This is a genomic window from Flavobacterium sp. FlaQc-57 (genome assembly GCF_044007395.1).
GTDB lineage: Bacteria > Bacteroidota > Bacteroidia > Flavobacteriales > Flavobacteriaceae > Flavobacterium.
The window spans coordinates 1-13,891 of the sequence record NZ_JBIPDA010000007.1 but is presented as its reverse complement, the minus strand read 5'-3'; the positions used below and the strand labels follow the sequence as shown (position 1 = coordinate 13,891).

Sequence of the window (13,891 nt, the reverse complement as noted above, 5' to 3'; positions counted from 1 at the left end):
AGTGATCTAACTATTTTTGCCTTAATCTAACCTTAAGTCAATATTAATTTGTTGGTTTTAAATGAGATAGTTGTATTAAGATTGGCTAAATATTATGTCGTTTTTGAGTGTCATCCTGAGCGATTCCGAAGCTTCGGAATCGCTTATACGGACAATAGAAATGGAAAATGATAATTTCAACATCAGCTAAACAAAATTAAATATAGTTGTAGTCCCATCGGGACGTTATATTTATAAAAGTTTGTTATTTCATTTCAATGAACCCCAGTGGGATACATATTTCGTTAGAGATATCGCTCCGATGGAGCTTTATAGAAAACTTAGTTAAACCTTCAATGAAAACCAAAAGGTACTTCCCAAACCTAAATTACTTTCTACGCCAATAGTACCATTTTGGGCTTCAATAAATTCTTTGCTAATAGCCAAACCTAATCCGGTTCCTGATTTTTGACTTCCCGGAATTTGAAAATATTTATCGAAAACTTTATCTTTATATCTTGCGTCGATTCCTTTTCCTGTATCGATAACCTGAAAAACAATCTGATTATTTTCTTCTTTTAATTTAATTATAATTGTACTTTTTTCAGATGAGTAAGTAATGGCATTTGATAAATAATTAATCAAAACCCAGCCTGTTTTTTCGCTATCGGCTTTTACATCGTGTAAGTCTTCGTCGGCATCAATTACCAATTTAATTTGTTTTTGATCGGCCTGAACTTTTACGGCTTCAACAGCATAATTTACAATTGCATATGGATTGCTTTTGTCTATATTCAGCTGTATATTTCCTGTTTCTAATTGCGATAAATTCAACAGTTCGCCTGTGATTTTTAATAATCTCTGACTGTCATCTTTAATGCTTTCTATCAATTGTTTTTGATCGTCATTGAGATCACCGGTTTTGTTATTTTGAAGTAACTGAAGACTTAGTTTTATAGACGCAATTGGAGTTTTTAATTCATGCGAAACCGTTGCAATAAAATTGGTTTTTGCAAAATCTAATTCTTTAAATAAAGTAATATTTCGAAGAATAATCACATCTCCAATATTGATTTCTTTTTCTTCTCCGGTTGGCGTTATCGTAATATTGATGGTTTCTTTATCAAAATAACTTTCCTTTCCGTTGGCAAAAATCTTCATCGGTTGTTTTTTCTGAGAATCGTTTACTGATTCTTTCAAAATTAACGAACGAATCAAATCATTTGACAAGGCCAGGGTAGAAGCTGATTTTCCGATAACATCTTCAGATTTCATTCCGATGATTTTCAGGGCTTCATCATTCACAAACAAAATAATACCATCATTATCCAATCCAATAATAGGATCATGCATATTATTGATTAAAGTTTCCAGTCGCTTTTTCTCAAAGAAAAGTTTATACAAATTACTGTCGTGATATTCTTCGAGTTTTTGCGCCATCGTATTAAATGATTTTGCCAAATCTCCGTACTCATTGTGATTGGTAAAATGTACCCGTTCCGAATAATTTTTATTTGCTATTTCTTTAATACTCAGTGTTAATTCCTTAATTGGATTCGCAATATTATTAGGCAAATTAACCAATAAATTAAAAGCAATTAAAAAGCACAAACTTCCAACAATGGCAATCCATAAATTAGCATTCTCGGCAGTAAGTTTAGCAATATCGCTTTTCTGCTTTATGGCATCCAGATTAAGTTTCATAATAGCAAAAATATCCTTCCTGATTTGCGTTTTTACAGCTTCATTGGTTCCATTTTTTTCTAATACAGCAAAACTTTTTTCAAGATTAGCAGTAGCTTCTTTTTCTCCAGGTTCAGTAATATTTTGCGTTTGTTTTTCAAGATATTCCTTAAAAGTATAAATCTTACTATCGCTACTAACTTTAATTTCATCCAAAGACAAGATCATATTTCTGGAATATTCCAATGTATTATAATTTGCTTTTAATATATTCTCAGTGTCTGCTTTTATTAAAAAAACAGAATATCCACTGACTAGTGAAAGTATGATAATCATTAAAAATAATAATCCAACTCCCAGATTTAATTTAGTTTTAATTCTCATGGCATCATTGCGAGGAACAAAGCAATTCATCCTCTAAATTTAATTATTGTTTTTTTGCAAAATGTTAGTTATCAAATGTGAAATGATTTTTTTTAAACATCAGACATTTTATATATATCATTTTACATTTAAGATAGAATAACAAGGTCTACGTTCGATAAAGAGAGGCTATTTAATAAGCGTCTGAAAATCGTTGTAGACAAAATTACTTTAAATAAATTCAAATGTGGTTTTCCGATACAAACAGTTGTTATATGTTTTTCTTCGACGGCAATTAAAATTGCATCAGCAATATTTTTATTCTCTATTTTAATAACTTCCGCACCTAGTTGCACCGCCAGTTTAAAATTATTAATTAGATGACGTTGTTTGTCTAACGCAATTTTGGTACTGCTTTCTTTAGGTGTTTCGACATACAAAACATACCACGATCCGTTGTAATAACTTGCCAAACGTGCCGCTTTTCTAATCACAATTTTAGCCGTTTTGTCATTACTGCTAATACAAGCTAAAAGTTTTTCATGTCTCAAAGCATGTAGTTGCGGTACTTCATTTTCGACTTTTCGAACCACCTGACTTGCTACTTCTTTCAACGCCAACTCACGCAATTGTAAAATTTGGTCTGATTTAAAAAAGTTTGCCAAAGCCGTCTGAATTTTATCAGCCGTATAAATTTTCCCTTCTTTCAAACGCGCAATCAAATCTTCTGATGTTAAATCGATATTAACGACTTCGTCTGCCAATCGCAAAACATTATCAGGAATTCTTTCCTGAACATCAATATTGGTAATGCGTTTTACATCTTCATTCAGACTCTCAATATGCTGAATATTTACTGCCGAGATTACATTGATACCTGCTTCCAGAATTTCTAAAACATCCTGCCAGCGTTTTTCGTTTTTACTTCCTTCAACATTTGTATGCGCGAGTTCATCAACAATTACAACTTCAGGTCTTAAGTTGATAATCGCCTGCACATCGAGTTCTTCGAGCTCTTTTCCTTTATAGAAAATGGTTCGCCGCGGAATTACGGGCAAACCAGATAAAAGTTCATGCGTTTCTTTTCGCATATGCGTTTCGATGTAACCAATTTTCACATCAATTCCATTCTTCAGTAGCGAATGCGCTTCTTGCAGCATCCGGTAGGTTTTGCCCACACCGGCACTCATCCCAATATAGACCTTAAACTTTCCTTTTCGTGATTTCTGAATTAAATCGAGAAAGTGCTGTGCATTATTTTCTTTTTCCTGTTTCATTTTTTTGCTTTATGCTGTAAGCTTTAAGCTTTAAGCAATAAGACTTTTCAAGAGCCTATTGCTTAAAGCCTATAGCCTAAAGCTAGAATGAGATCGCCAACGAAGTCGTTACAAACGCATTCGTATTTGTTGGGAGATTGTCTTTTGTAAATATTTCATCTTTACTGGAAAGATTTCTTGCTTCCAATCTAAACATTACATTATCAGTAACTAAGTAATCAAAGTTAGCTGAAAATCCGTAAGTTTTAAAACCATTCGGAGTTCCGGTTGCGATAATAACACCTTTCTCATCACTGTAATATTCGCCACGAGCCGCAAGCTGAATTTTATCAGTTGGTTTGTATTGCAGAATCAAAACTGGAGAAAACCAAGTGTCATATTTATTACTGTTTTTAGCTGCTTGTTGCGATCCAATATCAAAACCAGCCGTAACATTTGTTTTATCTGTTACTTTAAATTGTCCGTAAAAGTTATTAAAATAACGCCATTTTTTGTCGATATCCGGTTGCTCATTTCCAACATAAGTACTCCAATTCAAGACCACTTTGTCTGATGGTTTGTAGGTAACCTGTGTTCCAAAAGCTGGCGTATGGTTGCCTTCCACTTTCTCGATACGCTGCCAGCCGTTCAAATACAATCCGGCTAAATACCATTCTCCCGACTCAGATGTGTAACCAATTTTTACACCCGTTTCATAATAAGGAGAGTTTTCAGCCAAAATGCTTCGGGTTAAAGTCTGACAATCTTTTCCAATTGCACTTTCAAAACCTATATGAGCCGGCATAATTCCTGCATCGATCCATAAATTATGACTTTGCGAAATCTTCACTCCTACATTTGCCTCGTAAACATTTTTTAGCAAACCTTGTTCAGCCGCCATATTGTATTCGGCATAAGTTCCAGCCATTAAAGCAAAGTTTCCGCGAACATTATCTTTCGAATAATTTACTTTAGCTAAACCTAAATTAATATTAACTTCATTGCTTTTATTAAAATTATAAAAAAAACCTGGACGAGTGTGATTATCTGGTTTCCCAAAATCATAACTATAATAAGTTTCTACATATCCTGAAAATGTAAACGGACTTTTTGTTTCTTCCTGAGCGTGTAAATTGCTAAAACCAAAAGCGATTAAAGCGGTAAGTATTATTTTTTTCATTTTTGTGGTATTCAATTATTTATTTAGTAGATTTTTTAGGAGCTATTTCCCGCTCCCGAAGCCTCGGGACGTTTCAATCTTTTACTTTTTAAAGAAAAAAGTAAAAGGATTTCCTCCCGAGGCTTCGGGACTATCGGGGCTAGGGCATTTGGGGTAAAAAAGGCGTTTTCATTATCCTAACAATCCCGAAGTTTCGGGACAAAACCTGTTAGGCATTAGTTGTACGTTTTAGTTTTTTCCTAAGAGTTTGTCATTTCGACGCAAGGAGAAATCACACTAGAAATTCCATATAGTATGTCGTCAAATTTTGTCAAGTTACGAGTGTGATTTCTCCTCCGTCGAAATGACAAAATTGGTAAAAATCTTTGTCAAACCCGACAGGTTTTTAAAACCTGTCAGGTTTAAAAACGTACTACTTCAATTGATCAAGCGCCACATTCAATTCCAACACATTCACAGTTGGAGTTCCCATAACTTTTGGAGTATTGATATTAGCTTCAACCAAAGCTTTTACTTTGGCTTCAGCTAATTTTCTTTCTTTGGCAACACGTTTAACCTGAATCAAAGCACCTTGTGGAGAAATATTAGGATCCAATCCACTTCCAGAAGCCGTAACCATATCTGCTGGAATCTCTGATTTTTTCAAATACGGATGAACAAGTAAAAGCGTATCAATTCTTTTTTGAACCAAAGCCAGATATTCAGCATTGCTTGGTCCTTTGTTGCTTCCGGCACTTCCTGCCGCATTGTAATCAACAGCCGAAGGTCTTCCCCAGAAATAATTCGACTTATCGAATTTCTGACCAATTTTTTGGTATCCAACCACTTTTCCGTTAACCGAAATAGTTTCTCCTTTTCCCTGATTTGGAGCAAGCTGAGCAATTCCATAAATTGCTAAGGGATAAATAACTGCAAACAGAATTACGGTAAGCAGAGTAAGTTTTAATAGTGAGAATATTGTTTTCATTTTTTTTATTTTTAAGGTTCTGAGTTGCTAAGTTTCTAAGAGGCTAAGAAAAAAACTTAGAACCTTAGCAACTTAGCGTCTTAGTAACTTTTATTTACATAAATAAGGCAACGAGTAAATCAATTAATTTAATTCCGATAAAAGGGACAATCAATCCGCCTAAGCCATAAATCAAAAGGTTTCTTTTTAAGATGGCACTTGCGCCAATTGGTTTATAATCTACACCTCTCAACGCTAATGGAATCAATATCGGAATGATGATCGCATTAAAAATTACCGCAGATAAAATGGCACTTTCAGGACTATGCAAACGCATGATATTCAAACCTTCAAGCGCAGGAATCGCAGTAATAAAAAGAGCAGGAACAATAGCAAAATATTTCGCAACGTCATTTGCAATAGAAAAAGTAGTTAAAGTCCCTCGAGTCATTAAAAGCTGTTTACCAATTTCGATAATCTCAATTAATTTAGTTGGATCATTATCTAGATCGACCATGTTTCCGGCTTCCTTTGCAGCCTGAGTTCCGCTGTTCATGGCAACACCCACATTGGCTTGCGCAAGGGCAGGAGCATCATTCGTTCCGTCACCCATCATGGCAACAAGTTTACCCAGGTTTTGTTCATTTTTGATGTAATTCATTTTATCCTCAGGTTTCGCTTCGGCAATAAAATCATCAACACCGGCAGCTTCTGCAATAAATTTGGCTGTAAGTGGATTATCACCGGTAACCATCACCGTTTTTACACCCATTTTTCTCAAACGGTCAAAACGTTCTTTCATTCCGGTTTTGATGATATCCTGCAATTCGATAACACCTTGAACCTGATTATTTTTAATAACAACCAATGGAGTTCCTCCTTTAGACGAAATATCAATTACTTTTTGAGCAGTATCTTCAGGGAAAGTATTTCCAGCTTGAAGTGAGATGTTTTTTGCAGCATCCTGAGCCCCTTTTCTAATATTGGTTCCGTCTTTTAAAATAACTCCGGAAGTTCTGGTTTCTGCGGTAAATTTGATTAAAGTAGCACCTTCAATAGATAATTTATTGGCAGTTTCGGCCCCTGCCAGTTCCACGATACTTTTCCCTTCCGGAGTGTCATCTGCTAGTGAACTTAACACAGCAGACTTTATAAAATCTTCTTCAGTAACACCTTTTGCAGGGTAGAAGTTGGTTGCTTTTCTGTTTCCAATTGTGATCGTTCCGGTTTTATCCAAAAGTAATACATCGATATCTCCTGCAGTTTCAACCGCTTTTCCAGATTTTGTAATCACATTGGCACGCAACGCTCTGTCCATTCCTGCAATCCCAATAGCTGATAATAGGCCTCCAATTGTGGTTGGAATCAAACAAACGAACAATGCAATAAAAGCCGCAATCGTGATGGGTGCATTTGCATAGTCGGCAAACGGTTTTAGCGTAACGCACACAATCACGAAGATTAAAGTAAATGCGGCTAATAAAATAGTTAAGGCAATTTCGTTTGGTGTTTTCTGACGGCTTGCACCTTCAACCAAAGCAATCATTTTATCCAAAAAGCTTTCGCCAGGTTCAGAGGTTACGATTACTTTAATCTTATCGGACAATACTTTTGTTCCTCCGGTTACAGATGATTTATCACCGCCAGCTTCCCGAATTACAGGAGCACTTTCTCCAGTAATGGCACTTTCGTCTATAGTAGCCAAACCTTCGATGATTTCACCATCAGTTGCAATTAAATCACCTGATTCGCAAACAAAAATATCTCCTTTTTTCAATTCAGATGAACTGATATTTTTGATTTCTCCGTTTGGTAAAATTTGTCTTGCAGGAGTTTCTTCACGTGTTTTTCTTAAACTATCCGCTTGAGCTTTTCCTCTTGCTTCGGCAATTGCTTCTGCAAAATTGGCAAACAAAAGCGTTGCTAGTAAAATTAAAAACACAATTAAATTATAAGTAAAACTACCTTGATCCTGCGCTCCCATTAATATGGAAATGCAAACAGCAAACATAATAGCAGTTCCTATTTCTACGGTAAACATTACCGGATTTTTGATCATCAATTTCGGATTCAGCTTCACAAAAGATTGCACTAAGGCTTCTTTTACCTGTTTGCTTTCAAACAATGATGTGGATTTATTAGTTGTCATTTTTTTATATTATTTTGTTTAGCTGAATGTTTATTTAAACACATAGAAACATAGATTTTTGAATTGAGATTAAGGCGTTTCACTTGCATACAAACACATAGCTATGTTTCTATGTGTTTAAAAATTTTCAGCATTGAAAAATGAATTGTTATTTTAAAGTAAAATATTCTGCCAATGGACCTAAAGCCAACGCTGGGAAGAATGATAAAGCAGCAATAATCGCAATTACAGCAAAAACCATTACACCAAAAATAGAAGTATCAGTTTTTAAAGTTCCGGCACTTTCAGGAATGTATTTTTTACCGGCTAATAATCCTGCAATTGCCAATGGTCCAACGATAGGAATGAAACGACTCAATAACAACACAATTCCTGTAGTGATATTCCAAAACGGATTGTTATCTCCTAAACCTTCAAAACCAGAACCGTTATTGGCAGCGCTTGAAGTATATTCGTATAACATTTCTGAAAATCCGTGATGTCCGGGGTTGTTTAACCAGCCTGTTGCATTTCCACTAAACCAATAACCCATCGCTGTGTCATTAGCAGCAAAATAAGATGCTAAAGCAGTTCCTGATAATATTAGTAAAGGATGAAGAATGGCAATAAAAGCAGCAATTTTAACTTCACGTGCTTCGATTTTCTTTCCTAAAAATTCAGGTGTTCGACCGACCATTAATCCGGAAATAAATACTGCCAGAATTATGAAAATGTAGAAGTTTAAAATACCAACACCACAACCACCATAAAAAGCATTGACCATCATGGCAAGCAATTCCATAGCACCAGAAATTGGCATTGAACTATCGTGCATACTATTTACAGAACCTGTAGAAATTACAGTTGTAGCAATACTCCAAAAGCCTGAAATGGCAGGTCCGAACCGAACCTCTTTACCTTCCATAGCTCCTGTTGCTTGTGCTATTCCCATTTTTTCGATAGCAGGATTTCCGTTGATTTCACTTATAACTGTTGGAATAACCAGTAATAAAAAACCAATCGTCATGACTCCAAAAATTACATAGGATAATTTTCTTTTCTTTAGATAAAAACCTAAAGCAAAAATCATGGCAAACGGAATAATTAATTGTGACCATAATTCAACGGCATTTGTAAAATAAGTTGGATTTTCTAATGGATGTGCTGAATTGGCTCCAAAAAATCCACCACCATTTGTACCTAAATGTTTAATAGCAATAAATGCTGCAGCAGGACCACGAGAAACTTCCACGTGATCGCCTTGTAAAGTAGTAATAGCATCTTTGCCTTCAAAAGTCATAGGTGTACCGCTAAATGCTAAAATAGTAGCGACTATAATCGAAAGAGGTAATAAGATACGTGTACAACTTTTTATAAAATAGTTATAAAAATTACCTAGTTGTTCAGTAGTTCTTTCTTTCATTGCAGTAAAAATCATTGCTGCGGCTGCCATTCCGACGCCGGCAGAAACAAATTGCAAGAACATCAATAGCATTTGTGATAGGTAAGAAACTCCAGTTTCGCCTGAGTAATGCTGTAAATTACAATTGACAACAAATGAAATGGCGGTATTAAATGCCAAATCGGGGCTCATCGACGGGTTGTTGTCAGGATTTAAAAATAAGGATCCCTGAAACAATAAGACAAAAAAACAAAGAAAGAACCAAATCATGTTGATACTTAAAAGTGCTTTTAAATGTTGTTTCCAGTTCATTTCTTCAGAAGAATTGATACCGCTGATTTTAAATATAAATTTTTCAATTGGATTGAAAATCGGGTCAAGCAATGTTTTATCTCCCAAATAAACTTTAGCGATATATTTTCCTATTGGAATGGCTAAAATTATCGAAACGATAAAAATACTGATGACGCCTAATAATTCTGTGTTCATAATATGTGATTTGTTAATTGTAAAATGTGAGAGGTAAAAGACAGCGATTAATTAAATATGATTTTTGCATTTCACATCTCACTTACAACATTTTACTTCGTTAAAATTTTTCGGGTTTGATTAATACATAAACCAAATACACGAAAACGGCAATGGAAACAATAAATAGTGCAGTCATGATTTAGATTTTTTCAAAAAATTCAATTAATTTAAAACAAATTGCAAAAAGCAAAACAGCCAATGCGATTAAAAGAAAAGTGATTAACATATAGAGGATTTTAGATTTAGATTCTTGTGCGATTAAACGAATAAATATTTTATACGCCTGAGGTATTAATTTGTTTGATATATTCCGCTTTTAATGTTTGAGGAAAAAGGTGCGAAATGTTACAGTGACGTACTTCCATAAAAGATGAAACCGAAAAAACATACACATTAGAAATGGCATTTTTAGTTTCGATACTTCCCGTAACAAATAGACGCTCAGCAAGTGCTAAACATTTTTTTGCTCGTACAATGTTACCGGATATGATTGATTTTTTAGTAATATCTGCAAAACGTTCGGCTTGTTTGTAGATTGAGGTGACTTGGTTTTTCATGAGAATGAATTTTTTGTGTTCTCTCTCCTTATGCCAAAATATGTTCCGAAAAATCACTAAGGTGCGTAAAGTGTTGCCAATAAAAGAATTGCGTTTTTATGCCAGAAATGAGGCATAAAAAAAGCCTATCAAAATGATAAGCTTTTATTGAAATGATAGGATGAATGTATAATTACAAGTGTTATTGTATACTGTACTCTTCTAATTTTCGATACAAAGTAGCAATGCCAATTTCGAGCAGTCGTGCTGTTTCTGCTTTATTGCCTTTAGTATAATTTAAAACCTTCTGAATATGTAGTTTTTCAACACTTTGCATAGAGAAAGCTGATATTGATTTTGTAGCTTTTTCAGGCTGATGTTGCATTTCATAAGGCAAAACATCCGTAGTTAATGTTTCTCCATTGCTTAAAATAACAGATCGTTCAATAATATTTTTAAGTTCTCGAATATTTCCCGGCCAGGAATAAGTTTCTAATTTCTGAAGAAAATCATCAGTGATATTTAAGTTCTTTTTATTCGTTTTTTCAGAAAATTGTTTAACAAAGTAATTTGTTATTGGTGCAATATCTTTGATTCTTTCGCGTAAAGGCGGAAGTGTAATCTCAAAAATATTCAGACGAAAATATAAATCAGAACGGAAACGATGTTCTTCACTTTCTATTTTTAAATCTCTGTTGGTAGCCGCAATTAATCTGAAATTTGATTTTTTTGGAGTTGTATCTCCAATAGGAATATATTCACTCGTTTCTAAAACACGTAATAATTTGGCTTGGAGTTCAATTGGCATTTCTCCAATTTCATCCAGGAATAGAGTTCCGCCATTTGCTTCTTCAATAAACCCCTTTTTATCTTTCAGTGCTCCGGTAAACGATCCTTGCTTGTGTCCGAATAATTCGCTCTCTAGAATTTCTTTACTAAAAGTACTGCAATTTAAAGCCACAAAAGATTTTCCTACACGATTGCTATTTTCATGAATAGCTTGGGCAAAAACTTCTTTTCCTGTTCCGGTTTCTCCGGTAAGCAAAACAGTCGAATCTGTTTTGGCAACTTTTTTAGCTAAATCAATAACTTGTTCAATTCCTCTCGATTTTCCAATTATAGAATTAAAAGAATATTTATCGTTAATACGCTTCTCAAGCTGCTGGACCTTTTTTTGCAAATGCACTTTTTCGACAGCTTTGTATAAAAGCGGAATAATTTTGTCATTATCGTCACCTTTTACAATATAATCAAAAGCACCATTTTTCATAGCTTGAACACCATCAGGAATATTCCCGAAAGCAGTCAATAAAATTACTTCTATAAAAGGAAAACTTCCCTTTATATTTTGTAGAAAATCAACACCATTTCCGTCAGGTAATTTTACATCGCATAAAACCACATCAATATCAGTTTGTTCAAGTTTCTTAAAACCAGACTTCAAATCTTTGGCTTCAATAACTTCAAAACCTTCTGATTTTATAATGCGTGCCAGCAGACTTCTCAGTTTTTCTTCGTCGTCAATAATTAAAATTTTGTGTGTCATTTGAGGGGAATTCTGGAATCGAAATTCATTTTTGAAATACAAATTTAGGTTTTAAATCATTCAACTTTTTTGATCGATAGCAAATTCTTGCGAAAAAATAATTTTACGATCATAAAGTTGTTGCCTCTAGTATAAATTTAAGTTTTAAGTTATCTAATGGCGATATTTAAGTTGTATATAACAGTATTAAAATATTTAACACTGGTAAATTTATAATTCTATTAACATGAAAAAATTTAAGCATTGTGCCAAATGAAGTAATTTTGCGTAAAAGTTACATTATATGAAAGACCCAATTTCAATCTCAATATTAGAATTAGCTATCATAACACAAGATAGCAACGCATCAGAAACTTTTCAAAAAACAAAAGAAATAGCCCAACTCGCGGACAACTTAGGTTATAAACGATTTTGGCTGGCTGAACACCATAACATGGCGCACGTTGCTAGTTCGGCAACAGTAGTTCTAATTGGTTATGTCGCAAGTCAAACTCAAAATATTAGAGTTGGTTCTGGTGGAATCATGCTGCCAAATCATTCTCCTTTAATAGTAGCTGAACAATTTGGAACCTTAGAAACACTTTATCCAAACCGAATCGATTTAGGATTAGGAAGAGCTCCCGGAACAGATCAGCCAACTGCCGAAGCAATTCGAAAAGACTTTTTTGAACAAGCACAACGGTTTCCTCAAAACGTAACCAAGCTTCAGGATTATTTTTCGTCCGAAAATGCAACAGCAAAAGTAAGAGCATTTCCGGCTGAAGGCACAAATGTTCCCATCTGGATTTTAGGTTCAAGCACAGAAAGTGCAGCTCTTGCAGCAGCTTACGGTCTGCCTTATGCATTCGCTGGACATTTTGCACCACGCCAAATGATTCAGGCTTTTGAGTTCTATCGTGAAAATTTTCAGCCTTCTGAGGTTTTAAATAAGCCCAAAACAATGGCATGTGTAAATATCATTGCCGCAGATACAAATGAAGAAGCTGAATTTCTATCAACGAGTTTGTATCAAATGTTTTTGAATCTAATTCGTAATGATCGCAAAGGTTTACAGCCACCAGTACCATCTTTAGATGATATAATGAGTGAGGAAGAACGTTTTCATGTCAATCAAATGACCGCTTGTACTTTTACAGGAAACAAAGAGCAACTAGCAACTGATCTTAAAAAGTTTATTGATTATGCACGTATAGATGAATTGATGGCAACAAGTCCAATATTCGATCATCAAGCTAAGCTCAAAAGTATTCAGATTACAAAAGAAGTTATTGATAGTCTAAAATAAAGTATATATATAGGAGTAGAAATTTGTACTATAATATGTAAGGACTAATTTTGCTAACATAACCCGACAGCTCTTTAAAAGCTATCGGGTTTTTTAGTTCTATATTAAGTAAAGAATCATACTATAATATATAAGAGTAGCTTTTGTTCAGCTGAGCGTCCCGATACTTAGTGGGCAGCTTTTATAATTAGAAGAATTATGAGGAGCTTAATCCTGCTATCCGCTTCAATCTTTTGTGCCGAACCCCGGCACAAAAGGATTTTCTCCCGAAGCCTCGGGACTATCGGGGCTAGGAGAGTTGCTTTCAAAAGAAGGAGTAAGGTAAAAGAAGATACTTATTATGTTTGAGAGAAGCTATAACACGAAAGAAAGGAACTACTTGTTTTATCATCTTGCAGGAAAACGCCATTAAACGGTACAGATCCGATAAAAAAGAGAATATACAAGCTGGCTTAAATAATCAAAAAAGAGGTGAGGCCAGTAAAAATGGCATGTTTTAAAAAGATGCAGATGAGGTATAGGTATTTGTCTAAAGAAAAAACCTATAAATTGTAAAATAGCATAAAAGTTAAGTTTTGTGTTATCAGTGAGTTAAGATAAAGTTTAGAAAAAGATTAGAAATAAGTGGGTTTTAGGTATTGTTAAACGGAATAAAGGGTGTAGTTTTGCACCCGCAACAGCGATAAAGGTTCACAGAAATACTGACAGGCATACGAGATAAGGATTGAGATTTATTTTCAAAAAAGATTAAGAAAAGCTTGTGAGGTTCGAAAACGGATATTACATTTGCACCCCGCAAAACAAGGGAAGTTCATTGATAGATTGGTAGTGTTTAGGAGTAAAGAGAAAAGAGATTTTCTTTTAAAAAAACTTCAAAAAACATTTGCTATTTAGAAATAAGTTTTCTACTTTTGCACCCGCTTTGAGAAACAAGCGAAATACAAAAAGAAGATACGTTCGTAGACATATTGAATTGACAGCCGCTTTAACAGAGATGTTAGAGCAAAAGAATAAGAGTAATAGAATTGAGAGATTCGAAGAGAAAAGCTAGAATGA

10 protein-coding genes are annotated in these 13,891 nt (G+C 34.4%); 1 reads left to right on the top strand and 9 read right to left on the bottom strand.

What is annotated here, in order from left to right:
- Positions 1 to 324 precede the first annotated feature (324 nt).
- The 9 genes from ACHRVZ_RS19060 to ACHRVZ_RS19020 form a co-directional block, all read right to left on the bottom strand.
- Positions 325 to 2,046, bottom strand: coding sequence for an ATP-binding protein (locus tag ACHRVZ_RS19060; RefSeq protein ID WP_395424857.1), 1,722 nt, complete (start codon positions 2,044 to 2,046; stop codon positions 325 to 327).
- Positions 2,047 to 2,174: 128 nt separating this feature from the next.
- A complete protein-coding gene (locus ACHRVZ_RS19055; RefSeq protein ID WP_395424471.1) occupies positions 2,175 to 3,302 on the bottom strand; it encodes a sensor protein KdpD in 1,128 nt (375 codons plus the stop codon).
- A gap of 82 nt (positions 3,303 to 3,384) precedes the next feature.
- Positions 3,385 to 4,461, bottom strand: a complete 1,077-nt coding sequence (locus tag ACHRVZ_RS19050; protein WP_395424470.1) for a porin — start codon at positions 4,459 to 4,461, stop codon at positions 3,385 to 3,387.
- Between the two features lie 412 nt (positions 4,462 to 4,873).
- Positions 4,874 to 5,428, bottom strand: coding sequence for a K(+)-transporting ATPase subunit C (locus tag ACHRVZ_RS19045; protein ID WP_395424469.1), 555 nt, complete (start codon positions 5,426 to 5,428; stop codon positions 4,874 to 4,876).
- A gap of 94 nt (positions 5,429 to 5,522) precedes the next feature.
- Positions 5,523 to 7,556, bottom strand: a complete 2,034-nt coding sequence (kdpB, locus tag ACHRVZ_RS19040) for a potassium-transporting ATPase subunit KdpB (protein WP_395424468.1) — start codon at positions 7,554 to 7,556, stop codon at positions 5,523 to 5,525.
- A 148-nt stretch (positions 7,557 to 7,704) separates the two neighbouring features.
- A complete protein-coding gene (gene kdpA, locus ACHRVZ_RS19035; protein ID WP_395424467.1) occupies positions 7,705 to 9,426 on the bottom strand; it encodes a potassium-transporting ATPase subunit KdpA in 1,722 nt (573 codons plus the stop codon).
- A 100-nt stretch (positions 9,427 to 9,526) separates the two neighbouring features.
- A complete protein-coding gene (gene kdpF, locus ACHRVZ_RS19030) occupies positions 9,527 to 9,604 on the bottom strand; it encodes a K(+)-transporting ATPase subunit F (RefSeq protein WP_073489533.1) in 78 nt (25 codons plus the stop codon).
- A 139-nt stretch (positions 9,605 to 9,743) separates the two neighbouring features.
- Positions 9,744 to 10,025: a hypothetical protein gene (locus ACHRVZ_RS19025; RefSeq protein ID WP_395424466.1), complete on the bottom strand. Its 282-nt coding sequence runs from the start codon at positions 10,023 to 10,025 to the stop codon at positions 9,744 to 9,746.
- A 181-nt stretch (positions 10,026 to 10,206) separates the two neighbouring features.
- Entirely contained in the window at positions 10,207 to 11,550 is a 1,344-nt protein-coding gene (locus ACHRVZ_RS19020) for a sigma-54-dependent transcriptional regulator (protein ID WP_395424465.1), read from the bottom strand.
- Between the two features lie 283 nt (positions 11,551 to 11,833).
- Here ACHRVZ_RS19020 and ACHRVZ_RS19015 point away from each other — a divergent pair, with 283 nt between their 5' ends.
- Positions 11,834 to 12,835: an LLM class flavin-dependent oxidoreductase gene (locus ACHRVZ_RS19015; RefSeq protein ID WP_395424464.1), complete on the top strand. Its 1,002-nt coding sequence runs from the start codon at positions 11,834 to 11,836 to the stop codon at positions 12,833 to 12,835.
- Positions 12,836 to 13,891: the final 1,056 nt, after the last annotated feature.

Excerpts from the sequence above, each read along its gene's own strand:
- ACHRVZ_RS19020 (WP_395424465.1), bottom strand. The coding sequence starts at position 11,550 with ATGACACACAAAATTTTAATTATTGACGACGAAGAAAAACTGAGAAGT.
- ACHRVZ_RS19060 (WP_395424857.1), bottom strand. The coding sequence starts at position 2,046 with ATGAGAATTAAAACTAAATTAAATCTGGGAGTTGGATTATTATTTTTA.
- kdpF (WP_073489533.1), bottom strand. The coding sequence starts at position 9,604 with ATGACTGCACTATTTATTGTTTCCATTGCCGTTTTCGTGTATTTGGTT.
- kdpB (WP_395424468.1), bottom strand. The coding sequence starts at position 7,556 with ATGACAACTAATAAATCCACATCATTGTTTGAAAGCAAACAGGTAAAA.
- ACHRVZ_RS19045 (WP_395424469.1), bottom strand. The coding sequence starts at position 5,428 with ATGAAAACAATATTCTCACTATTAAAACTTACTCTGCTTACCGTAATT.
- ACHRVZ_RS19055 (WP_395424471.1), bottom strand. The coding sequence starts at position 3,302 with ATGAAACAGGAAAAAGAAAATAATGCACAGCACTTTCTCGATTTAATT.
- kdpA (WP_395424467.1), bottom strand. The coding sequence starts at position 9,426 with ATGAACACAGAATTATTAGGCGTCATCAGTATTTTTATCGTTTCGATA.
- ACHRVZ_RS19025 (WP_395424466.1), bottom strand. The coding sequence starts at position 10,025 with ATGAAAAACCAAGTCACCTCAATCTACAAACAAGCCGAACGTTTTGCA.
- ACHRVZ_RS19050 (WP_395424470.1), bottom strand. The coding sequence starts at position 4,461 with ATGAAAAAAATAATACTTACCGCTTTAATCGCTTTTGGTTTTAGCAAT.
- ACHRVZ_RS19015 (WP_395424464.1), top strand. The coding sequence starts at position 11,834 with ATGAAAGACCCAATTTCAATCTCAATATTAGAATTAGCTATCATAACA.